This window comes from Campylobacter massiliensis, from assembly GCF_014253065.1.
Classification (GTDB): Bacteria; Campylobacterota; Campylobacteria; order Campylobacterales; family Campylobacteraceae; genus Campylobacter_A; species Campylobacter_A massiliensis.
The window spans coordinates 308,633-332,272 of sequence record NZ_JACLZK010000001.1 but is presented as its reverse complement, the minus strand read 5'-3'; the positions used below and the strand labels follow the sequence as shown (position 1 = coordinate 332,272).

The following is a 23,640-nucleotide window of genomic DNA, read 5'->3' as shown; positions in this document are numbered from 1 at the left end:
CCTGTTTTATCTCCCTGTAAATTTAACCAAGGAGAGTAACTATGATTACCAAATCAAGCAAAGGAGCTATCGCGCTTTCGCTGATAGCGAGCATAAATTTATACGCCGCAGAGGGCGGCTCTACGAGACTAGACGCCACCGTTATAACTACGACGGGCTTTGAGAGCGCGCTAAAAGACGAAGCCAGAAACGTGACGGTAATAACTCAAGAGGACGCGAAAAACCGCGGATATCGCGATTTAGAGGAAATTTTAGATAAAGCCGCGGGAGTTAGCTTCGTAAACTGGGGCGCGGGTACTACGGTGGACATGCGAGGTCAGGGCAATCAATCAAACATCGCCGTCAAGGTGCTGGTTAACGGCGTAGGTGCAATGAATATGATCGACTCCACACCAAATCCAGTGCGGGTAAATTTGATCCCTATCGAAGATATCGAGCGAGTGGAAATAATCCCCGGCGGTGGAGCCGTGCTCTACGGCAACGGCACTAGGGGCGGCGTCATAAACATTATAACAAAGACCAGACCTAGGGATTTTTACGCGGGAGTCTCAAGCAAGCTTGGCTCCTACGGCTACAAAGACTTAAATTTAAACGTAGGTGGCACCGTAGCCGAGCGACTGTTTTTAAAGGCTAACGTAAAGGGCTTTAAAGAAAACACGTATAGATACGGCGGCGACATCAACGGCAAATATGCAAGCCTAGGCATAACCTATAAAATTTCGGATTTTCAAAGTATCTCGATAAATCCAAGCTACTATAAAGAAAAACAAAGCATCTCTCCAAGCCCGACCAAGGCTCAGCTAGCACAAAACAGAAGAAGTGCGGGTGCGGGCGAAAACTCTGCAAACGTGCTAAAAAGAGTAGGCGTTAGTGGGGATTACAGCGTAAATTTCGAAAAAATAGAAGCCAGCGTTACACCGTTTTATCAAAAAATAGAAACGACGCTGGACGACTCTAAATTTAACGACAAAAAATACGGAGCGAATTTCAAAGCCAAATACAAATACGGCAGCGGAAATTTTATCGGCGGCTACGACTATCAAAAAAACACCGGCGATAGATTTTTAGACTTTGCAACCGGACCTATGAAGTTTAACTACATCTACGATATAGAAAAGATAACGCACTCGTTTTATTTTCTAGAGACACACGATTTTACCGACGTTTTCTCGCTTAGCGCCGGAGCTAGATACGAAAATGCCGACTACGATATCTTTAGTAATCAAAAAAGAATAATGGGCAACTCCGTTTTACCGGTAGCCGGCATGCCTATGCGAGGAAACAAGAAAAACAACAACTACGCTTACGAGATAACGCCGAATTTTAAATATTCCGACAGCGGAAATTTGTATTTTAAATTTGAACGCGGCTTCATATCTCCTACGCCGGTGCAGCTAATAGACAAGATAAACCGCACAACGTACCGTATAAATAATCTAAAATCGGAAGTTTATCAGACCTACGAAACTGGCGTTAAAGATTTGGTTTGGGGTCAATTTATTAGCGCGACGCTATTTTTAACCGATACCAAAGACGAAATCGGCAGACAAACGCTGGGACCAAGCATCACCGACGGCTGGAGATACTACAACCTAACCAAAACCAGACGCTACGGCGCGGAGCTCTATGCGGAGCAGTACTTGCTAGATAGCCTAAGGCTTAGCCAAACCTTCTCCTACGTAAAGGCTAAAATTTCCTCAGGCGCCGACAAAGGCAAAGAGATCCCTTACGTGCAAAAGAGCAAATTTATACTAGGTATAGACTACGAACCGATTAGGAAATTTAAAATTTTGACCGATATAAAATACGGCTCTAGCCACAAGACGGCTTCGTATAAAAAAGTAAACGGAAGAACTACGGTCGATCTAGGCGTTAGCTACGGGACACTAAAGGGCTTTACCATAGCGGCGGGCGTGAAAAATTTGCTAGATAAAAAATACGACATCGACATAGACGTTCCCGCACGCGACAGAAACTACTACGTAGAGTTTAAGTATGCCTACTAAAAACGGAGTTACGGCGGTTTTGGCGGTGCTTACGGCGCTGCTTTTTATATTTTCGCTTAGTCTCGGCGGAGCCGATATCTCGTGGCAAGATATAATCAAATTTGCAAGCGGCGGCGAGATAGACGAGATAAAAGAAACCATCCTGCTAGAAATCCGCCTGCCGCGCGTCATCATGGCCTTTTTAATCGGTATGCTTCTAGCAAGCTCCGGCGTCGTCGTGCAAAGCGTGTTTTTAAACCCACTAGCCGACCCCTACATCATCGGCATCGCCTCCGCCGCGACCTTTGGCGCCGTGGCGGCTTATCTTTTAAAGCTGCCCGATTTTTACTACGGAGTGTTTGCTTTTTTTAGCGCGGCGATACTTTCGGTGCTGATCTTTAAACTCTCCAAAAAAGGCAAATCCATCGCCACGCTTCTTATCATCGGTATCGCGTTTTCGTCGTTTTTGGGCGCGTTTACGAGCTTTGCGACTTACCTCATCGGCGAGGATAGCTTTAAGATAGTAGCGTGGATGATGGGCTACGTAGGCTCGGCAAACTGGGAAAAGATCGCCTACATCAGCGTTCCTCTCGTGCTATCTATGGCGTATTTTTACTTTAAGCGATTTGAGTTAAACGTCATACTAAGCGGCGACGAAGAGGCTCAAAGTCTAGGCGTGGACGTCGAAAAGATGAAAAAACGCCTACTTATCGTTTCATCCTTAGCCGTGGCGTTTTCGGTAGCGTTTACGGGCATGATAGGCTTTGTGGGGCTCATCATCCCGCATACGCTACGCATGATACTAAAAACCTCGAGTAACATCATTTTGATACCTATTAGCGCCTTTGCGGGCGGGTTTTTCCTGCTAGCCTGCGACACGATAGGCAAAAGCGTCCTAAGCCCGACCGAGGTGCCTATCGGCGTGGTTACGGCGTTTTTCGGCGCTCCGTTTTTTCTATTTTTAGCTATCCGTTCAAGCAGGAGCATATAAGGTGAAAGTAGAAAAACTATGCTTTAGCTACGGCAAAAAAGAGATACTAAAAAACGTAAATTTAAGCCTCAAAAACGGTCGATTCGTAGGGATTTTGGGCCCAAACGGCTGCGGCAAATCCACTCTTTTAAAAAATATCCTAAGAATTTTATCGCCAAATAGCGGCGTAATAACCCTGGAAAACAAAAAGCTGGAGGATTATTCGCTAAAAGAGCTGGCTAAAATTTTAGGCTTCGTGCCGCAAAAAACGGTTTTAAGCATGCCTCTTACGGTCGAGGACATCGTGCTGACGGGGCGCTTTTGCCATCTAAAAAGCCAGTTTAGCGGATACGACGCAAACGATATTGCAAAAACCTACGAGATCATGCGCCTGCTTGACGTAGAGCGGTTTGCCAAACGCAGCGCCCACTCTTTAAGCGGCGGCGAATTTCAGCGCGTACTACTAGCTAGAGCGCTAGTTAGCGAGCCAAAGATTTTGCTTCTTGACGAGCCTACGAGCGCGCTAGATCTAAACTACGGGGTTCAGATGCTAAAGATCTGCGAAAATTTAACTAGAGAGCTAAATTTACTCTCCGTAGCAGTGCTGCACGATCTAAATTTAGCCGCTATGTTTTGCGACGAGCTCGTAATGCTAAAAGACGGCGAGATACGCTATGCAGGCACGGCAAAGCAGCTTTATACGAAAGAAATTTTATATGAAATTTACGGGCTAAACTGCGAAATTTTAGAACACGACGACATGCCGTTCGTAGTGCCCGTAAAGCGATAAATTGATAAATCAAAATTTGAAAGGATTTTCTATGAAAAAAGTCGCGGCATTTTTACTTGCCATTAGTTGTCTTTTGACGAATCTAACCGCAAACGCGCCAAAAAAGCTAGTCGTGCTAGACCCTTCGGTCGTCGAGATAGTCTATATGCTAGGCGCGCAGGATCAGCTAGCGGCCATCGCTACGCTTCAGTTTTCTAAAATTTGGCCCGAGGATCAAACCGTAAAGCTAAAAAGCGTGGGCACCTACACGAAGCCAAATATCGAGCAAATCGTCGAGCTAAAGCCCGATCTCGTCGTCACTAGCTTTCACTCGGCAAACGTAAACGAGAGTCTTGCTAAATTTAACCTAAAAACACTCACGCTAAAAGCCGATAGCGTCGGCGATATATACAAAAATATCGAAGAAATCGGCAAAGTAACTGGCAAAGAGCAAAAAGCGAGCGAAGTCGTAAGCGAGATAAAATCCAAAATCGACTCTTTTGCAAACAGCGAGGTAAAGGGCAAAAAGATACTAGCGGTATTTTCCTCGACGCCGCTTACCGGCTTTAGCTCAAAGACGCTGCCGGGCGATATCTTTACCAAACTCGGACAAAAAAACATCGCCGATAACGTAGAGGGCTCGACTCCGATCGTCTCGACCGAGTTTATCTTATCGCAAAATCCGGACTACATCGTCGTTATCGGCGGTATGGGCGGGGGTGGCGAAAATTTCCTAAAACAAAAACCGGGGCTTAAAAAAACGACCGCCGCAAAAAAAGGCAAAGTACTCACCGTGCCCTCCTCGCTGCTACTTAGAGGAACGCCTCGCATAGGCGAAGCCGTAGATAAATTTTACGAGATGCTAAGCAAATAATGCGCTATTTTCTAGTCTCGCTCGTCCTAAATTTAGCTCTACTTTTTTTGCCGTTAAACTCGCGCCCAATAGAGATCGCAAAACCGCAAGAAACGATAAAGATCAAGCTAAATTTGACGGAAGAAGAGCCCAGCAAAGAGACTAGAGAGTATGTGCCGCCTCAAAGCGCAGAGCCATTTGAAAGGCCGCAAGAAACGCAACCCGAACCGGTCAAATTTGAGCCCGAGCCCGAGCCCGAAATTTCACGACCTGAGCCAAAGCCTGTAGAGAGCGAACCTATAAAACCAAAAGAGGAGAAAAAGCAACCGCCAAAACCGAAAATAAAAAAACAAATCTCGCCAAAGCCCGCGCAAGCGGTAAAAGACGAGCCTAAATTTGAACCCACACTCGCGCCCGCGCCGACTCAAATTTTACCCGCCGAGCAAAGCGCGCAGCCTAGCTCAAATTTAACTCCCGCAAAGCAACCCGCCGCGCAAAAGAGCGGCGAAGCAAAAGAGCAAAACGCATGTAAAGAGGGCGTGGGCTTTACCGTGGCGCGCGAGCCGGAGGCTAAATATCCCAAAAAAGCGATCATGCTGCGGCTAAGCGGGACGTTTAAGGTCGAAGTCGATTTTAAATTTGAAGGGCAGATACAGATCATAGCCGTGCGCGGGAAAAATAAAATCTTTAACGACGAGGCGGTAAAAATAACAAAGGAGTTAGAAATTAAAGCGTTAAAAAATATATCACACTGTATAATTACCAAACCTTACGAGTTCAAAACGGAGGAATAGATGTTTGAAACCAGACAAAAGGGGCACGCAGGACCGACGCGTCCCAAAAAAATAAAAATGGCGACTAACGCCGAGGTGGAGAAATTTTTAACCGAGGAACTACCCGCGCAAAAGGACGGCGTGATCTATATCCACGTGCCTTTTTGCGATAATATCTGCTCGTTTTGCTCGATGAACCGCACAAAGCTAGAAGACGAGCTAGACAGCTACACGCAGTATCTGCTGGGCGAGATCGAAAAATACGGTAAATTTCCGTATCTGCAGGCTAAAAATATCCGTAGCGTCTATTTTGGCGGCGGAACTCCGACGATACTAAAAGAAAAGCACCTGGAACCGGTTATCACGGCTCTGCGATCAAATTTTAATATCTCGGACGACTGCGAATTTAGTCTAGAAACCACGCTGCATAATCTAAATTTGAGCAAAGTGCGCCTACTAGAAAGCTTAGGCGTAAACCGCTTTAGCATCGGCGTGCAGACCTTTTCGGACAAAGGCCGCAAGCTGCTAAACCGCGTCCACGACAAAAAAAGCGCGATAGAGCACCTAAAAATGATCAAGCAAAATTTTAGCGGCATGGTTTGCACGGACATTATCTTTAACTACCCAGACCAAACGATAGACGAGGTGCTAGAAGACGCCCGCCTAGTCGATGAGCTAAACATCGACAGCACGAGCTTTTATTCGCTTCAGCTTTTTGAGAAATCAGAGCTTGCAAAGACGGTCTCGCAGGACTACTACGACGTAAACTACGAGCATAAGCTACACAACGCTTTCTTTGAAAAGCTACTGGGCACGGGCAACTACGAGGTGCTAGAGCATACTAAATTTAACCGCATCGGCCGCGACCGCTATCAGTATATCCGCCTAAGCCACCAAGGCGCCGATATCCTGCCGCTTGGAAGAGGCTCGGGCGGAAAGCTGGGCTACTACGACATCTACAACGCTAAAGAAAAAATGCGTATGATAAACAAAGTAGACGACAAGCAGCGCGCCGAGGGACGGCTAAAAAGCCTCTTTATGTACCCGAAAATCGACCTCGCGCAGGTAAAAAGCTTTGTTAGCGACGAGACCTTTAGCGCGCTAACGGAATTTTTCAAAAAATGCGAAAGCAAAGGCTATATGCACATAGAAAACGGCTTTTTAAACTACACGACGGACGGCGTATTTTGGGGTATGTCGATCGGCACCGAAGTAGCAAATATCTCACAAAAGGACTTTGAATGAAAAAAATAGTTATCTACACGAGCGCGACTGGAAATACCGAAAAAGTCGGTCTTGCCATCGCAAACGAGCTTGGCTGTGAGGCGATCAAATTTACCGAGGATCTGCACCTAAATTTGGACGGTTACGACTTTATCGCGCTTGGATTTTACGTCGATAAGGGCGACGCGGAGCCTAAATTTAAACGCTTTTTACGCGAGATAAAGGGCAAAAAAACGGGCGTTTTCATGACGCTTGGCATGGATCCCGAGCACGAGCACGCGATGAACTGCCTAGAAAAGGCAAAAGTCGTGCTACGCGAGGGCGAGAATGAAATTTTACGCGAGTTTTACTGCCAAGGCGCGATCGATCCAAAAGTCATCGAGCAACTACGCAAAATGGGCGAAGCAGCACCAAACGACCCGCGCTACGCCGTGACTCCTGAGCGCGAAGCCAGATGGGCTAGAGCCGCAACTCACCCAGACGCAAACGACCTAGAAAACGCAAAAGCGGCGTTTAGAGGGATATAAATTTTCCGCCAAAAATAACAAAATGGCCGAATTAAATTCAGAATTCGGTCATTTATTTTTAGTTATCCAATTTTTATATTTATCACAACTGACTTTATAGCCTAAGTCGCAACCGACTTTCTCATTCAAATCACAACCGACTTTATTGCCCAAATCACAACCCTTACGATAGTACTCTTTGGCTACTTTTTTGTCCTGCACTATACCTTCTACGCCATATTCATAAAAACTTCTAATACTAGAACAGGCTTCGCTCTCTCCAAGATTGCAAGCCTTTAGGTATAATTCACTCGCTATTTTATAATCTTTATAAAAACCTCTCCCTTTTTCATACATAACCCCGAGCTTATTGCATCCCATAGCATGATTCAAATTGCAAGCCTTTAAATATACCTCGCTTGCCTTTTTGTTATCCTGAGTTACACCATCGCCGTTATCATACAATCGTCCTAGATTATAGCAACCCCATCCTACACCAAGCCTACAAGCCTTAAAGTATAACTCGCTTGTTTTTTGCGAATTTTGTTTTACAATTTCCCCATATAAATAAAAGTTTGCAAGATTAAAACATCCTGCCCCCTCATTCAAATCACAAGCTTTAGTGTATAGCTCGAATGCCACTTTATGATCCTGTTTTACACCACTACCATCTGCATACATAACAGCAAGATTATGACACGCTCCACCAATTTTCATATTGCAAGCTTTAACATATAGTTCAATTGCTTTCTGATAATCCTGTTCTACACCTTTGCCACCTGTATACATAAGCCCCAGATTAGAACATCCGGCACCAATTTTTAGGTTGCATGCCCTAGAATATAATTCGATCGCTTTTTTATAATTTTGCTCAACACCTTTGCCATTATAATATAAAAGCCCAAGATTAGAGCAACTTACCCCAGCTTTTTTATTATCTGATTTATAGCATTCACTTTGTAATTTTTCTGCTTCAAGATTCGTCTGTTCCGCACAAGCCATAGACAAACTACTCGCAATCGCAAACACCAACAAGATCTTCCTCATGACATTACTCCATTTAAATTTTATATAGTATTTTATGGATTTTTGGCTTAAATTTAAACCAAATTTAACAAATAAATCATAAAAAAGTTGCATGAATTTTATCCATAAGCCCTTAATACACTAAATAAGCCAAAACTCGCTATAATCTCCTAAAAAATTAAAAGGAAAATTATGATACAAACTTGTTTATTTCCGGCTGCGGGCTACGGCACGAGATTTTTGCCCGCGACTAAATCGCTACCAAAAGAGATGCTGCCGATCCTAACCAAGCCGCTCATTCACTACGGCGTGGATGAGGCGCTAGAGGCTGGCATGAAAAATATGGCTTTCATCACGGGTCGCGGCAAACGCGCGCTGGAGGATTATTTCGATATCAGCTACGAGCTCGAGCATCAGATCTCCGGCACAAACAAAGAGCACCTGCTCGTAGATATCCGCGAGCTGATGGCGCGCTGCACGTTTTCATTCACGCGTCAAGAGAGCATGCGAGGCCTAGGAAACGCGATCCACACGGGTAAAGTCCTCGTGCGAGACGAGCCCTTTGGCGTGGTGCTAGCCGACGACCTCTGCATCAACGAAGAGGGCGAAGGCGTACTATCTCAAATGGTAAAAATCTACGAAAAGTACCGCTGCAGCATCGTCGCCGTGATGGAGGTGCCGATCGAACAGAGCAAAAACTATGGCATCGTCACGGGCCGCGCGATCGAGGACGATCTGCTCATGGTTAGCGACATGGTCGAAAAACCAGATCCCAAAGAAGCTCCGAGCAACCTAGCCGTCATCGGCCGCTATATCCTCACACCTGACATCTTCACGATCCTAGAGCGCACCAAGCCCGGCAAAAACGGCGAAGTGCAAATCACCGACGCACTAAAAGAGCAAGCCAAAGACGGCATGGTGCTGGCGTATAAATTTAAGGGCAAGCGCTTTGACTGCGGTAGCGTCGAGGGCTTCGTGCAGGCGACTAATTTTTTCTACGAGCTAGGCAAAAATGCTAAAAAATGAGCTATTTTTCGAGCGTACGCCGCTAAGCGCGATCAGCTCCTACGCCAAACGCATGAACGACGAACTAAAAGGCGGCGAGATCGGCTACTATCATTTGCCCGAAATCGGCGCAAATTTGCTAAACGAAATCGCCGAATATGAGGCGACGCTCGCGCACATAAAAAGCGTCGTGCTAGTAGGCATCGGCGGTAGTAGTCTAGGCGTCAAGGCGCTAAAAACGATGCTATCAGGCACTAAAAGGAGCCGCGAGCGAGAGCTTTATTTCCTCGATAACGTCGACGCCTTTAGCTTTGAGAGCGTTTGCGAGAGCATCAAATTTGATGAGACGCTTTTTATCATCTCGTCAAAATCAGGCACCACGATCGAGACGATCACGCTATTTAAATGCATCTTGGAGCGCTTTAGGCCCTCAAATTTGAGCGCAAATTTTATCGTTATAACCGATCCCGCCTCGCCGCTAGAAGCCTACGCGAAGCAAAACGGCGTCAAATTTTTTAATATCCCCAAAAACGTCGGCGGCAGATTTAGCGTGCTTAGCGCGATCGGGCTCGTGCCGCTGATGCTGTGCGGATACGATGCAGCGGCGCTGCTAGAGGGTGCGCGGGCGTGCAAAAGGCGATTTTTAGAGGACGGCGACGATACGCTACTGCAAAAAGCCTACCACTACGCGACGCACAAAAACGCCAAGATCAACGTGATATTTAGCTACGGCGATAGATTTCTGGAGTTTAACGACTGGTACGTGCAGCTGTGGGCGGAGAGTCTAGGCAAGAAAAAGGGCTACAAACGCTACGGACTCACGCCCGTCGGACTCATCGGCTCGCGCGATCAGCACAGCTTTTTGCAGCTCATCATGGACGGTGTGAAGGATAAAACGGTAAGCTTTATCAAAGTAGTCGCCGCAGACACAAACACTGCGATACCGAGCATTAGCCTAAACGGCCTTGAGGGCTGCGACTTCGTAAATGGGCTAAATTTGGGCGAGCTAATCAACGCCCAGTGTAGCGCCACAATGCATGCGCTCGTGCAAGAAGGCATCAGCGTAGACGTCATCGAGCTTGAGCGGCTAGACGAGGCGAGTGCGGGATTTTTGATTTATTATTTCGAACTTCTCACGTCCGCTACAGGCATAATGCTAGGCATAAACACCTACGATCAGCCGGGCGTCGAGGTCGGCAAACGCATACTAAAGACGATGCTAACGGCGGGCAAGTAAAGGCTGCGGCATAAATTTACGCTGATTTTGCTTTGCGAAGATGTATGCAAACAAAGCCCCGTTAGTCTAGTAATTTTTTGAGTTGACGGCTCAAATTTGCGGTATCGTCGGTAAATTTGAGTTTAAATTTGTCGTGGCTTTGTTTTGGCATATTTGAGGCGGTAATTGAATGTAAATCCATCAATGTCGGCAAACAAGTGAATAATCTCCGCTGCCCTATACGCTTTTGATTCGGTTTTGCAGTGCTGATATTCGAGGCGTAAATTTGGCGCGACATTGCGCGATCTTTAGCCTTTACTAAAATCGTGCGAATAAAATTTATCGGTAAATTTGCTAGATTTTACTTTTCTGATACCGCTGATTTGATCATAAATATTATTTAACAAACGCGTTTATAGACGAATTTAACAGCTTCCACCATATATCATCCTATAATTTGCAATATAAATTTCTAAACTTTTACCCCACCCAATAACAAAAATCTTTCTTTCTAAATATTTTGGCATAATTAATAAAATTTGAAAGACTTATCAAATGGTGTGGCTCTATTCAATCCAGAAAGATTTTTATATCCCGTAGCAATTTTTATCAACACTTGACAAAGTAATGTATTCTAAATTTTCAAAAACTTTTTACAAACAATAATTTTTATTATTTGCAAATTATTTTTCTTTAAGTTTTATGTGCTATAATTCCACCATAAATCAAATCAAAGGAGACAAAATGTCAAAAGTTGTTACTCAATTAAATCAAATTCAGGCCGACGCTCACGCGCTGTTCGTTAAATTTCACGACTATCACTGGAATGTAAAGGGTATTCAGTTCTTTAGCGTACACGAATATACAGACAAAGCCTATGAGGATATGGCAGAGATATTCGACGATGTCGCTGAGCGCGCTATACAGCTAGGCGGTAGAGCTATCACAAAGATGGAAGAGCTAAACAAACTTGCCCATCCAAAAACAGACAACAAAGATAGCTACACTCCAACCGAAGTTTTAAAAGGCATTTTAGCTGAGTATGAGCACCTTTTAGTAGAGTTTAAAAAGCTTGAGGAGGTAGCCGACGAAGCGAAAGATAGTACAACCGTAGCTATGGCACAAGATAAAATCGCAAAATATGAAAAAGCTATCTGGATGCTAAAAGCCACTTTAGCTTAATTTTTGGGGCGCAAGCCCCCCTCTTTTTTATTCTTTTCTTTCAAATTTTACACTGTTATTTTTAGCGTTTTAAAAAATTAGTAAAATTATAAATAACCAAAAAAATCCAATTTAGATAATAGGGTGTTTTTTAAAATACAAAGAGTCGAATTTAAATAAATTAAAATACGAGCATTTGCACTAGAAAAACTCAACTTCAAAACAATTTTTTATTAAATTACTTTAAAAAATACAATAAAAGACGTACAGGAAATTAGAAAAAGAAGAATATCTCGGGGCAAACCCGAGATATTTAAAATTAGAATGTGTATTTAGCTTGGAATCTTAGCTGTTTTGTCTTGTCTTTTGAATCGTCTTGGTGCTTGTTAATCTCATATGCATAGAAGCTTGAGAACTGAAGTTTAGCGCTGTAGTCATAAGTTAGTCTAGCTACATACTCTTGATATTTCTCTTTATCACCTAGAGCATCTTTAACTTTACCGTTAGAGTAATCACCACCTACTCTAAATTTATCAGCAAAAGTGTATCCGGCTTTTAAGAACCAGAAGTTAGCTTTACCCTTAAGAGCAGTGTAGTCAAGCGCTGATTTTATCTCGCCGACTTCAATAAATGAGCCTTGATCCTCTAGGCTTACAAAGCCGTTAGCTTTATCATGAACTTTATATCCGATATAGCCGGCAGCTACGTCAGCGCCGAATACTTTCGTACTAAGCTCTGTCGCATAAAAATCGGTATCTTTAAAATCAGGACCTACATTGTTGTCTATATCGGCATGCGCATATTGAACTTGAGCGCCGATATTTACGTCATCGGTTATATCAAGGCTGAAGCTTACGTCACCCGCAATAAGATTAACGACATCAACTAAAGACGCATACCATAGCTGGAAGCTTACAGGATCATAAGCGCCTATAGCAGCTACCGCATATAAATTTTGATTAAAGACATAATTTTTAACCGCATCGTCCAATCCATTATCGGTTTCACCGTTGTTTTCTAAAGCATCAAATGCTAAAGCGGTAAGAGTTAGGCCTGTAATGTCTTGATTTTCAACCCTTAGACCAGTACCTACGGCGTCATCGGTAAAGAATGATCCGATTTCTTGTTTACCAGCGGTTACAGTAGTATTACCTACTTTATATCCCAAGTAAAATTCTTTTACGTTAAACGGGCTTGTTGTGTTTGTATTGTCATTGCTATTATCCGCGCCAAAAGCTGAACTATCTTTAGAGTTGTATCTAAGAGTCAAAACTCCGAAGAAATTATCGTCAAGCGCAGCTTTGAAAGAAAATTCTGATTTGAATTGGTGGTGTGCGGTAGTGTTATCTTTGTTGCCGCTACCGTCTTTAACGGCGACATTGTTATATCGATATCTTGCATAACCGGAAAGGTCTACGTTTTTGATAGCTTCTTCAAGCGGCGTAGCATTCGCTACGGTTGAGAAAGCACCTAGTGCAACCAAAGCTGCCAATGAAATTTTAGCAATTTTCATCATTTTCTCCTTAAGAAAGATTAAATATTTTAGAATACTAGCATAATATAACCTTTGGTAAGCTTAAAATGTGTATTTTTAGGCAAATTATTACCAAGCATTTACCAAAATATAATATAGGGATCAAATTTGTAGTAAAATTTTAGAATGCCGAGTTAAATCAACTCGGCAAATTTGATTATTTTAAGTAACTTCCCTGTGTAGGGGTAGTGGAGACGTCAGTATTTTCCTGTGTGCCATCCTTATACAATAAAGCGTCCTTGCCTTTTAAAAAAGCAATGATAGCCCCAAGATCTTTATATGTAGTTTTTGCTGCGACGGTTTTCATGAGATTTCTCATATTTCCACCGTAATCAGAATCGTTTAGATAGCCCGAAAAAGCAGCCTCTATATCCTCTGCGCTTATTTTAGTTAGCTTTTCAGAGGCGCCATAAGCTCTTTTGTTTCCGTCTTCACCATGACAAGAAGCACAATTCTTAGCATATAGCTCGCGACCTTTTTCTACACTATATTTTCTTTTGCTATCTACCCCAATATTTAAAAACTTACCGCTGCTATCAGCCTCAGGAGCTTTTTCATAAACATTTATACTTATATTTTCGTCTTTAGAATATTTTTCTACCAAGCTTTTTAGCTCTTTTGCAAATTCGCCTTTTGCCTCAAATATGTAGCTCGGCTCATCAGCAGCATTTAAAGAAAAAGCAAAAAGACACGCTAAAAGCGAAAAACGCATAAATTTCATAAAAAACCTTTTTGATAAATTTAAAAATCCCAAGCAAATGGAAATTTACTTGGGATTATAGCATAAAACGAGCCTTTTTGATTAGAAGCTGTATTTAGCTTCAAATCTTATACGATCGTGTTTATTTTTGTTATTTCCGTCTTTTTCTTTAGCTGCCGCATAGAATGTAGAGAAGTTAAGTTTTTTGCTGTAAGCGTAGCTACCGCCCGCATTCCACTCGTTTCTATCAACTCTTTTTAGGTATTTATAACTATAGCCTTTGCCATCGATATAGTTAGCATATAAGCCAAATTTGTCAAATTTGTATGATGCGCCAACAAACCAATAGTCGTTTTTATCTTGAATATTGTTGTAGTATTGAGCACCGCTATTCATTACAGAGTTAAGAAGTTTACCTGGGTTGATTAACTTAGCATTATCTTCAACTGTTACGAAAGATTTTTTATTGTCATCAGCTTTATAGTAGATATAACCTGCATTTAGGCCAACTCCGAAAAATCCTACATCGCCCTTAGCTGCAAAGAAATTTGCATCGCCAAAGTTATTATCGTCTGATTCGTTATGGACGTATTGCGCTTGTAATCCCAATTTTACAGCCTCTAAGTCAAATTTTAAAGCCGCATCTGCTGCAAATAGGTTTGCAGTATCCTCAAGATACGCCCACCAAGCTTTGAAATTTAGAGGATCATAGCTTCCCATTGCGCCTACGCCATAGTAGTTAAGGCTTTTTGAGCCTGCCAATCCTGATAGTAGTTTACCGTCGTAATCAATATTGTCGGTTTCAAGAGCGTCGAATGCAACACCGACCAAAGTAAGGCCTGAGATATCGGTATTTTGCACTCTTAGACCAGTTCCAACCAAGTCATCGTCAAAATATGTTTTGGCAAATTGTTTACCGGCTGTTATTGTGGTATTACCTACGTTATAGCCAAGATAAAATTCTCTTACGCCAAATGAGCTTGTTGTATTTGTCGTATCAGTGTTGTGACCAGAACCGTCGTTTGCAGAGTACCTTAAGCCCAATACGCCAAAAAAGTTATCGTCAAGAGCGGCCTTAAAAGTACCCACAAATCTAAAGTTGTGAGCTGCTTTTGTCTCTTTTGCATCATTTACTTTTAGCTTATTGCCCGTATATCGATATCTAGCAAATCCAGAAAAATCTACGTCTTTAATGGCTTCTTCGAGCGGAGTAGCATTTAAAGTAGAGAAAGCGCCGAGCGCAACCAAAGCAGCTAAAGAAATTTTAGCAAGTTTCATAAGTTCTCCTTTATAAAAGTTTTATAGGCATAATTCTAGCACAAAAGCGGCTGCAGTAAGCTTAATAGGAAAATTTAACATAAATAATGGCAAAACTTGTATATATCAGGATTTTTGAGGTTATTTTTGATACTTGATATTATCAAAATACAAATAATATCAGCAAAGCTTAAATACAAAAACTAAATTTTAATGATTTTTATGAGAAAAAAGATAAAAAAGGGGACGCACATCCCCTTCTTAAAAGGAGTTCTAACTTTGATTGCTTGTAAGAATTATAAAATATTTCGGTAAATCAACGGCTAATCAAAGCTGATATTTTCACTTTTCGGAACGTCGATTAGGATTTTTTTATTGCTTTCTTCTTGCTGCGGGCTTTTTGCAGGACTTGGACTTTTAAATTTTGGCGTTTTCTTTGCTTTATGCGTAACGTGATTAGTTCCGCTTTTTATGAGTAGCATCTCGGTGACGAGTCCGCCTGAAACGCTTGCATAGACGGTATCTCCGCTAGAAAAGTAAAATTTATCCGCACAGTACTTGCCGCTAGGCAGTTTACCATTTGATACGTCGATTGATTTTATATCGTAGCAGTATCTGCCGCCGTCATAGGTCACGCTTGATATCACCCCGCGTAAAGAGCCTTTAACTGGCGCAGGTTTTTGTGCGACTGGTTTTTGAACGATTTTTGGCGCCGGTTTTTTCTCAAAAAATGCACAGCCGCTAAAAACCAGCAAAACGGCGGCTAAATTTAAAACCTTAAGCCTGAACACTAAGGACGTTCCCGCCGAGTTCGGCTATTCTTTTATCTACGGCTTGCGTCGCTTTTTCTATCGTTTTTTGCGAAATTTCAGGTAGCTTGCCGCCCCAAATTTTCTCGGCCTCTTTAAAGCCTCTCAGCATGCCTTCTTTTCCGGCTTCGAGCTTTTGCAGGTCGTCTCCTGCGGCGCTAATAATAAAATTTGAAATCCTATCCGCGGTGTTTGCGATACCGAAAAATCCATTCTCGCTCACTAAATCGCTGGCTTCGCTTTGGCTTAGTTGCGTTATAGGCTTGCCCTCGTAGCCGATAGATTTAAAATCGACGCCGGACAAGATATCGTTTAGGGAATTTATGCTTTTGTTTTGAGCGCCGAAAATGTCGTTAAATTTCGCAGAACCGTTAAAGGCCGAAACCTGAGATAAGAAATTTGAGCTCGAATTTGAGTCGGCTCTAGCCTGAAAGTGCGACAAATAGCTATTCGTTAACTGCTTTACGTCGATATTTGCGTAGGCTTCTTGCATCCTTTTTATATTTTCGTTTTGATCTACGCTTGCCGTGTTTTGGACACTTTGCACGTCATAGCGAGGTTGCGGGATGTAGGGATTTTGGCTTAAACCGTTGATGCTTTGCATGTCTTATCCTTTAAATTTTATCCATATTATATATCGTCAAATTTAGGATAAAGTTAACGGGTAAAAATTTATTTTACCCTATCGCCGACGTGGCCGTTATATACGATGTCCTTGGCATCGATGTTTTCGTCAAGTAAAATTTCGCTTATCTTGCCGCTTTTTTTAATGCTTTCGATATCTTGTTGCAAATCCTCTTGATAGCTGTATATCATCGCGGCTCCTGAGACGCCCTCGATGCCTTCTAGCGCTTTAAATAGCTCTATCTCGCCGTCTAAATTTTCCGCGCTCATCACGACTACGATCTTGCCGTCTTGCGCGGCGATGACCTCGCAGCCTTTTAGTTGCTCGATTCTTTTAGCTACTTCGGTAGCTTCGTTTCCGTCTTTTGTATATACTATCGCACTTGATATGTTCATTTTACGCTCCAAAATTTAACCTCTTTTTCATACGCGACGCTGATTAACCTACCGCTATCGGAGAGGTAAATCTCATTTAAAATTTGCTGTCCGGTTTTTACGGTCGCGAGTTTTGTTTTGCTTGCGATGTCGTAGACTAGGATATCGCTCTCTTCGCCGTTCATATACGCTAGCGTTTTAGCGTCGTCGCTAAGCCCCGTCGCATAAACGATAAAATCGGCCTTAAAATAACTCATCGAACCGTTAAAAACGCCCGCCTGCTTGTCGATGCAGCCCACGGCTACGACGTCATTTTTGTAGTCAATGTCGTACATATTGTCTTTAAAGAAATTTAGCGTTTGTTCGGTTTGGCGAGTTTTTAGATTATAGATATAAATCACGCCGCTTTCGGCTCCGATAGCGATTTTATCGCGGGTTTTGTTGATTTCAAAATCCACGTAAAGCGCGATGGAAAATTTATGTTTAAAGACCGCTTTTTTACTCTCCAGGTCGATGTAGTAAATTTCATTGCCAAAGTCCGATACTACCGCCGTTTTTTCATCTATGAAAAAGGCCTTTTTGGCGGATTTATTGGCTAGATGCATATTGTTAACCTCGCTCCAGCCGTCATTTTCTTTTTTAAAAACGTACAAATATCGCTCGTTGTAGTCCATCTCGGTTAAAACCAAAAGCATATCGCCCAGCCGGTCGATGCTAAAAATTTTTGCTGGCTCTTCGTCGCTAAAGTGCGTTTTGACCGTGCGAAATTTGATCGGTTCTAAAAATTTATCCGCCTTTATGTCGTAGATATCAAGCTCGCTACCGTCCGTACCCAGATATAAAATTTCATCTATCAAATTTGAGCTTATCACGTTTGCGCCCGCTTTTATGACCTTATCAGGTTGTGATATCTCAAGCGGTGCCGCCGCTAAATTTGCGGTCAAATTTAAGCAAAAAATCGCCGTAAAAAATAAAATAAATTTTCTCATAACGCCTCCATTTTGATACTATTCGCGAAGCAAACTTCCATACATTGCGCGCAGCCCGTGCATTTTTGATTTACGCTCGGGCGAAAAACGCCTAAAAAATCGATCGCTCTAAATTTGCAAACGTCCTGGCAACTACAGCAAATCGTGCCGTTCCACGCAAGACAGCTATGCACGTCGATAAAAATTTTAGCTTCTATAGTAGCCGCGAATTTTAAATTTAAAACCTCTCGTCCCGCCTCCTCGCAAGCAAGCGCGCACTCTTTACAAAAGTTACAACCCAAGGACTTAAATTTAAAATTTACTCTCTCGTTTTCAAAACTCAAAAGCTCTCTATGACAAGCGCTAACGCAAGGCGCTTCGCAATCAGCGCAGTTAAATTCGCCGCAAAAATAAGGCGGCGCGATAAATTTTTGAGCGGTTTTGCCGCCCAAAAATTTAGTAAATAGTTCACGTCTGGATACGCTCACCTAACGCCTTCGTTTAGTATATCTAGAAGGTTTGATCGGTGTTGCGAGTCTTGCTGACGGCTAAAGTCAGGCTTAAAGTTGTTTTTCACGCGCGGTTTTACTTTAGCTTGCGGAACGTGGCAAGTCGTGCAGTCGTAGCGGTCTTGGCTTAGCTCGCCGCCTTTGTCTTTGTTAAATCTCATGCTGTAAAGGTGAGATTTAGGGATCGGCGTAGCGCCTACGTCTTTCGCGACTTCAGGCATATGGCACGTAACGCACATGTTGTTGTCTTTCGTGATAGGAAGCAGATCCGCGATATCGTGCGGGATTAGCGGTGGGGCGTTCTCGAAAGAGCGCTCGTATTTTTGCGCTTCGCCCGGCATCGGGCTAGTCCAGTTAATATCCGCTAAAGTCACGTTCTCGTCGGTAACTTCGGCGGTTCTTAAGCCTGATACGTCGCCGACGCTAGGGTTATTGCAGCCGATAAGTAGCGCAGCGGCGCATACGACTCCAAAAATAAGCTTATTAGCTTTCATTAATTTCTCCTTAAATTTCTTATATTAAATTTGAGCGCGTCGTCGTCGCAGACGTCGATACAGCGTCCGCAGCTGATGCACTCGCTCGAGGTTATAAACCCGCTTTGCTTGCCGATAATGCCGAGCACTTGGTTTTCCGGGCAGATTAGCTTGCATTTCATGCAGTTAGTACAGCTAGCCGCGTTGTGCTTTACTCTGATAAGGGCAAATTTGCCTGCTATCGCGTAAAAAGCGCCCAGCGGGCAAAGCTTTGAGCAGACTAATCTATCGCCGATAAACGCGTCTATCGCAAACACCCCAAACGCCACGAATAGCCACAGCGTGCCGCCGTAGATGATGCCGCGCTGAATAATGCCGATAAAGCTAATGCCCTCAAACGCCGGAGCCGAAGTGACTAGCGAGATAAAAAGCGTAAATCCCAAAACGTAATATCTCGCGCTTCTCGTGAAATTTACGAATTTTTTATCTTTGTCGTAGCCAAGCTTTACTCTGACCCAGCGAGCGGTTTCGGTGATGATATTTACCGGACAAACCCAGCTGCAAAAGGCGCGCGGAGCCACGATCGCATAAAAAGCAAACACGATAGCGGCTCCCACAAGCGCACCCGAAGCGATACTAAAACTAGCTAGATATAACTGCAAAACCGCAAACGGATCGCTAAGCGGAACCACTCCAAACAGCAAAGACGAGCTAAGATTGCCTTGTAAAATTTTAACTCCGTAATAGTTACTCGCAAAAAATAAAGCCAAAATCAAAATTTGACTTATTCTTCTTAAAATCAAATATTTCATAGCAAATCTCCGCCGTTTAGATAGTCGTTTAGCTTTTTATCATCGCCTTTAAAATCTTTCGGCGTTACGTCTTTTAGCTTTTTATCTTGCCCTTCAATCCAGCCTTCGACGTATTGCTCATTGCCAGATCCCAGCCCTATTTCGCGCGGAAGCACGAAGATAGAAGCCTTTGGCGTCACGCAAACTTGCTCGCACATGCCGCAGCCAGTGCAGTAGTCGGCGTCCACGACCGGTTTAAAAAACGCATGCTTTTGCGTGCGTTCGTTGCGGACATATTCAAGCCTTAACGCTTTATCTATCAAAGGACAGGCGCGGTAGCAAGCGTCGCAGCGAAGCCCCTCGTAAGCGATGCAGAAATTTGGATCCAGCACCGCGATACCCATTTGCGCTTTGTTTATATTTAGCTTGCCGTTATCCTCGCTCACCAGCTTCGTATCTAGAGCTCCGGTCGGACAGGCGACCGTGCACGGGATATCCGTACACATATAGCAAGGGATATTTCGCGGGGTAAAAAACGGAGTGCCGTAAGGCAATCCGTCGTCTAAGTCCGCGAGCTTAAGCGTATCCCAAGGACAGGCTTCTACGCAAAGCCCGCAGCGTATGCACTCGCTAAGGAAATTTTTCTCCTTTAAAGCACCTGGCGGCCTGATGAGTAGAGTTTGGGCTTTAGCCGTCGTTTGCGTACTCCAGGCAAAGCCGCCCGCGAGAACCAAACTAATCGCCTTTAACCCAAATTTTAAAGCCTCTCTTCTATTTTGCATTATTAAGCCTTGTAAATTTTAACCGCGCATTTTTTATAGTCGGTCTCTTTTGAGATCGGGCAAGTCGCATCTAGGCAGACTTTGTTGATATACACGTTTTCATCAAAAAACGGCACGTAAACTAGTCCCGAAGGAGTTTTGTTTCGTCCGCGCAGATCTAGCCTTGCTTTTACCTTACCGCGGCGAGACTCGACCCAAACTACGTCGTTATGCTGTAAATTTAGCTTTTGCGCATCGCCCTCGTGCATGTAGCAAAGAGCCTCAGGTACAGCGCGGTAAAGCTCAGGAACACGCATAGTCATAGTGCCGGTGTGCCAGTGCTCCAAGACGCGGCCCGTGCATAGCCAAAAAGGATACGTAGTATCAGGCATCTCGCACGGATCCATATAAGGGCGGAAGAAAATTTTAGCCCTATTAGCGATAGAAAATTTCTCGTCTCCGCTAGTTACTTTGGTCAAATCGCCTTTTTGCAACTTGGCTTTTTTATTTCCGTAGAATGCAAACTGCTTGCCGTCTTCGGCAAATTTCTTCGCGTACGGATCGTATTTGGCGTTAAATCTCCACTGGGTTTCTTTGCCGTCTACTACAGGCCATCTTAGGCCGCGCACTTTGTGATAAGTATCAAAGTCCGCTAGATCGTGTCCGTGACCCGAGCCAAATTTGCGGTAGTCTTCCCAAAGGTATTTTTGGATGAAAAATCCGTATCCCTCAAATACCTTGCCGTCCGAGCCGACGATTTTTCTACTGTCGCCGAAAACTTCAGAGTTATCAAAATCTTCCATTATAGCGTCTTTTGCAGGATAGCTCTTAGCCTCTTCGTTTGCGAAAAGCACGTCAAATAGCGTATCTTCTTCGCTATAACCCATGGCTTTTGCCTCGTCTAGCACGCTTGGAAGCGTTAGCTTATCGTCCACTTTTTGTTCGCCCCAAACCTCTTTTAGCTTAAAGCGCTTAGCAAATTCCAGCATTTGCCACGTGTCGCTCATCGCTTCGCCTACCGGAAGGACTTGCTGACGCCAGTGCTGCGTTCGGCGCTCGGCATTACCGTACGCGCCCCATTTTTCGTATATCATCGCAGTTGGCAGGATCAGGTCGGCAACCTTAGCCGAGATGCCCGGATACGGGTCTGAGACGATGATAAAGTTATCCATCTCGCGAGCGGCTTTTATCCAGTGGTTTGCGTTTGCGGTGTTTTGCCATGGGTTATTTACCTGTACCCATGCCCATTTCATCTTTCCGTCTTCCATGTCGCGCATCATTTTTACGTAGTGGGAGGCGACTTTCGGATTTAGCGTGTTTTTAGGAAGTTTCCAAATTTTCTCGCTTATTTCGCGGTGTTCGGCGTTATCTACGACCATATCCGCAGGCAAGCGATGAACGAAAGTACCGACCTCGCGTGCCGTTCCGCATGCGCTTGGTTGTCCGGTTAGCGAGAAAGCGCCCTCGCCCGGTTTTGCTTGTTTGCCAAGTAGCATATGCACCATATAGGCTTGCTCGTTTACCCAAGTGCCGCGTTGGTGCTGGTTAAAGCCCATCGTCCAAAAGCTAACTACTTTTCTACCTTTTTCGATGTACCAGTCGGCCAGTTGCTTTAGTTTTTTCTTAAATTCTTCCAAATCCTCGTTTGGATCGCCTTTTATTAGCGGAGCGGAGAAGTCAAGCGTATAAGGTTTAAGAGCTTCTTTAAATTCCTCAAACGTGATTTGCCAGTGTTTGCCCGCGGTAGCCGTATTTTTATTTTCCATCACGTCACCCTCTTTATAGCCTAGATAGCCCAGAGTCACGCCCTCGTTTTTGCTTAGTTTCTTATGAAGCTCCGTCTCTACGACGTCTTTTTCGTTTGAGTAGTTAGGATGATTTGGATTATTTCTAAGCCCGTAGCCGATATCGGCAGGCCCCGTCGCAAATACGCAGTGGCTATTTACGTAGTCCCAATCGATGGCTTCAGGATGATTATAAACGATCTCGTGAGCGATGTAGTTCCAGATAGCTACGTCGCTTGAAGGAGCAAAGATAATCTCCGTATCGGCGATATTTGACGTTCTAGTCGAATACGTGCTTAAATTTACGACCTTTACGCGCTCAGGATCGCTTAGCTTCTTATCGCTGACGCGCGCCCAAAGTATCGGGTGCATCTCGGCCATATTCGCACCCCAAGTTATGATAGTATCGGTTAGCTCTATGTCGTCGTAGCAGCCCGCAGGCTCGTCGATACCAAAAGTCTGCATAAATCCCGTAACCGCGCTAGCCATGCAGTGGCGAGCATTCGGGTCTATGGAGTTGCTTCTGATACCCGCTTTCCATAGTTTGACGGCTGCATAACCCTCTAAAATAGTGTATTGACCCGAGCCGAAAACGCAGGCTGAATGCACGCCGTTTTTAGCCATGGTTTCTTTATATTTTTCAGCCATGATGTCAAAGGCTTTTTCCCAGCTAATCGGTTTAAATTTGCCCTTTTTGTCAAATTCGCCCTTTTCGTTTACGCGTAAAAGCGGCTGAGTGATACGGTCCGCGCCGTACATGATCTTGGCGTTAAAGTAGCCTTTGATGCAGTTTAGGCCGCGGTTTACCGGCGCTTCAGGGTCGCCCTTGACGGCTACGATTTTGCCTTCTTTGGTTGCGATCATTATACCGCAGCCCGTTCCGCAGAACCTACATGCAGCCTTATCCCAGCGCCAGCCCTTTTCAGCTGTGTTTTGCGCAGCTGCCATAGAACTAGGCAGCGCTATACCGGCACTCGCGCAAGCAGCCGAAGCGGCGGCGCTTTTTATAAAATCTCGTCGATCCATTTTCTCTCCTCGTTTATTTTTTAAGATAGTCCTTAAAAATCAGACAGATATTAACCGTTACAACCTAAATTTAAGTTGATTAAAAATAACTAATTCTTTGGCAATATTTGGAATTCAAATTAAGACCAAAATTATCTTTATTTCGCCTATTTTAGGGCTAATGCTTAAAACTACGAATAAATATAAAATTTTATATTTACGGAATTTGATACGCTTTTTGATAACAAAATCCATAATATTTTAGAAACTATTTTTAAAATATAAATTTAACGTGTAAAATCGTAACATTTTTGTATTGTAAATATAAAGCTTTATATCAAGTCGAAAAACAACTATCTATTTTTAAATTTAAGCTTTTAAAAGCGCTAATTTTAGGCTAAATTATCAAAGGTATAAAATTTATTAAAATTCAAGACCGTAAAACTCACAAATTTGAAATTTGATCAAATTTGAGCTATATGTTTAAGTTTTATTCTTAATTTTTAAAATATAAATATAAATTAAATTTTGCCTTTTGCTTTTGGCGATACCCGCACCTTTA

At 43.5% G+C, this 23,640-nt stretch carries 23 protein-coding genes; 10 read left to right on the top strand and 13 right to left on the bottom strand.

Going from position 1 to position 23,640, the window contains the following annotated elements; all coding sequences use genetic code 11:
• Window positions 1-41: 41 nt before the first annotated feature.
• From H7R39_RS01600 to H7R39_RS01570, 7 genes are read left to right on the top strand one after another with little or no spacing between them, the layout of a single operon-like run.
• Window positions 42-2,006: a TonB-dependent receptor gene (locus tag H7R39_RS01600; RefSeq protein WP_185897679.1), complete on the top strand. Its 1,965-nt coding sequence runs from the start codon at window positions 42-44 to the stop codon at window positions 2,004-2,006.
• Complete coding sequence (locus H7R39_RS01595) at window positions 1,996-2,976, top strand: FecCD family ABC transporter permease (RefSeq protein WP_185897678.1); 981 nt, start codon at window positions 1,996-1,998, stop codon at window positions 2,974-2,976. The genes H7R39_RS01600 and H7R39_RS01595 overlap by 11 nt, the downstream gene beginning before the upstream one ends.
• A 1-nt stretch (window position 2,977) precedes the next feature.
• The gene (locus tag H7R39_RS01590; RefSeq protein ID WP_185897677.1) at window positions 2,978-3,745 is read left to right on the top strand and encodes an ABC transporter ATP-binding protein; all 768 of its coding nucleotides are present in this window, start codon (window positions 2,978-2,980) and stop codon (window positions 3,743-3,745) included.
• Window positions 3,746-3,776: 31 nt separating this feature from the next.
• Window positions 3,777-4,598 carry an ABC transporter substrate-binding protein gene (locus H7R39_RS01585; RefSeq protein ID WP_185897676.1) on the top strand — a complete coding sequence of 274 codons (822 nt, stop codon included), beginning with the start codon at window positions 3,777-3,779 and terminating at the stop codon, window positions 4,596-4,598.
• Window positions 4,598-5,371 (top strand): energy transducer TonB, encoded by a 774-nt coding sequence (locus tag H7R39_RS01580; protein WP_185897675.1) that lies wholly within the window; start codon window positions 4,598-4,600, stop codon window positions 5,369-5,371. The genes H7R39_RS01585 and H7R39_RS01580 overlap by 1 nt, the downstream gene beginning before the upstream one ends.
• Window positions 5,372-6,595, top strand: coding sequence for a radical SAM protein (locus tag H7R39_RS01575; RefSeq protein ID WP_185897674.1), 1,224 nt, complete (start codon window positions 5,372-5,374; stop codon window positions 6,593-6,595).
• On the top strand, window positions 6,592-7,101 hold the full coding sequence (locus tag H7R39_RS01570; protein WP_185897673.1) for a flavodoxin family protein: 510 nt from the start codon (window positions 6,592-6,594) through the stop codon (window positions 7,099-7,101). Before H7R39_RS01575 ends, H7R39_RS01570 begins: the two co-directional genes overlap by 4 nt.
• Before the next feature lie 48 nt (window positions 7,102-7,149).
• Here H7R39_RS01570 and H7R39_RS01565 read toward each other — a convergent pair whose 3' ends face one another.
• Complete coding sequence (locus tag H7R39_RS01565) at window positions 7,150-8,220, bottom strand: tetratricopeptide repeat protein (protein ID WP_185897672.1); 1,071 nt, start codon at window positions 8,218-8,220, stop codon at window positions 7,150-7,152.
• 78 nt (window positions 8,221-8,298) lie between these two features.
• On the opposite strand from H7R39_RS01565, the gene galU reads away from it, so the two are divergent.
• The 3 genes from galU to H7R39_RS01550 all read left to right on the top strand — a co-directional run bounded on the left by galU (window position 8,299) and on the right by H7R39_RS01550 (window position 11,509).
• A complete protein-coding gene (galU, locus tag H7R39_RS01560) occupies window positions 8,299-9,132 on the top strand; it encodes a UTP--glucose-1-phosphate uridylyltransferase GalU (RefSeq protein ID WP_122862728.1) in 834 nt (277 codons plus the stop codon).
• Window positions 9,119-10,348, top strand: coding sequence for a glucose-6-phosphate isomerase (locus H7R39_RS01555; RefSeq protein ID WP_185897671.1), 1,230 nt, complete (start codon window positions 9,119-9,121; stop codon window positions 10,346-10,348). The genes galU and H7R39_RS01555 overlap by 14 nt, the downstream gene beginning before the upstream one ends.
• 723 nt (window positions 10,349-11,071) lie before the next feature.
• Entirely contained in the window at window positions 11,072-11,509 is a 438-nt protein-coding gene (locus H7R39_RS01550; protein WP_185897670.1) for a Dps family protein, read from the top strand.
• Window positions 11,510-11,807: 298 nt separating this feature from the next.
• Here H7R39_RS01550 and H7R39_RS01545 read toward each other — a convergent pair whose 3' ends face one another.
• From H7R39_RS01545 to napA, 12 genes are all read right to left on the bottom strand, one after another.
• Window positions 11,808-13,001 carry a major outer membrane protein gene (locus tag H7R39_RS01545; RefSeq protein ID WP_185897669.1) on the bottom strand — a complete coding sequence of 398 codons (1,194 nt, stop codon included), beginning with the start codon at window positions 12,999-13,001 and terminating at the stop codon, window positions 11,808-11,810.
• A 178-nt stretch (window positions 13,002-13,179) separates the two neighbouring features.
• On the bottom strand, window positions 13,180-13,776 hold the full coding sequence (locus H7R39_RS01540) for a cytochrome c4 (RefSeq protein ID WP_185897668.1): 597 nt from the start codon (window positions 13,774-13,776) through the stop codon (window positions 13,180-13,182).
• Window positions 13,777-13,824: 48 nt separating this feature from the next.
• Window positions 13,825-15,000, bottom strand: coding sequence for a porin (locus tag H7R39_RS01535; RefSeq protein WP_185897667.1), 1,176 nt, complete (start codon window positions 14,998-15,000; stop codon window positions 13,825-13,827).
• Between the two features lie 302 nt (window positions 15,001-15,302).
• A complete protein-coding gene (locus H7R39_RS01530) occupies window positions 15,303-15,770 on the bottom strand; it encodes a hypothetical protein (protein ID WP_185897666.1) in 468 nt (155 codons plus the stop codon).
• Window positions 15,757-16,392 carry a hydrogenase-4 component G gene (locus H7R39_RS01525; protein ID WP_185897665.1) on the bottom strand — a complete coding sequence of 212 codons (636 nt, stop codon included), beginning with the start codon at window positions 16,390-16,392 and terminating at the stop codon, window positions 15,757-15,759. Before H7R39_RS01525 ends, H7R39_RS01530 begins: the two co-directional genes overlap by 14 nt.
• Window positions 16,393-16,460: 68 nt before the next feature.
• Complete coding sequence (locus H7R39_RS01520; protein ID WP_185897664.1) at window positions 16,461-16,808, bottom strand: chaperone NapD; 348 nt, start codon at window positions 16,806-16,808, stop codon at window positions 16,461-16,463.
• Window positions 16,805-17,776 (bottom strand): WD40 repeat domain-containing protein, encoded by a 972-nt coding sequence (locus tag H7R39_RS01515; protein ID WP_185897663.1) that lies wholly within the window; start codon window positions 17,774-17,776, stop codon window positions 16,805-16,807. Before H7R39_RS01515 ends, H7R39_RS01520 begins: the two co-directional genes overlap by 4 nt.
• Window positions 17,773-18,243, bottom strand: coding sequence for a 4Fe-4S dicluster domain-containing protein (locus tag H7R39_RS01510; RefSeq protein WP_185897662.1), 471 nt, complete (start codon window positions 18,241-18,243; stop codon window positions 17,773-17,775). Before H7R39_RS01510 ends, H7R39_RS01515 begins: the two co-directional genes overlap by 4 nt.
• Window positions 18,240-18,758: a nitrate reductase cytochrome c-type subunit gene (locus H7R39_RS01505; RefSeq protein WP_185897661.1), complete on the bottom strand. Its 519-nt coding sequence runs from the start codon at window positions 18,756-18,758 to the stop codon at window positions 18,240-18,242. The genes H7R39_RS01510 and H7R39_RS01505 overlap by 4 nt, the downstream gene beginning before the upstream one ends.
• Window positions 18,758-19,549, bottom strand: a complete 792-nt coding sequence (gene napH / locus H7R39_RS01500) for a quinol dehydrogenase ferredoxin subunit NapH (protein ID WP_185897660.1) — start codon at window positions 19,547-19,549, stop codon at window positions 18,758-18,760. Before napH ends, H7R39_RS01505 begins: the two co-directional genes overlap by 1 nt.
• Entirely contained in the window at window positions 19,546-20,310 is a 765-nt protein-coding gene (gene napG, locus H7R39_RS01495) for a ferredoxin-type protein NapG (protein WP_185897659.1), read from the bottom strand. Before napG ends, napH begins: the two co-directional genes overlap by 4 nt.
• Before the next feature lie 2 nt (window positions 20,311-20,312).
• Window positions 20,313-23,099 (bottom strand): nitrate reductase catalytic subunit NapA, encoded by a 2,787-nt coding sequence (gene napA, locus H7R39_RS01490; RefSeq protein ID WP_185897658.1) that lies wholly within the window; start codon window positions 23,097-23,099, stop codon window positions 20,313-20,315.
• Window positions 23,100-23,640: the final 541 nt, after the last annotated feature.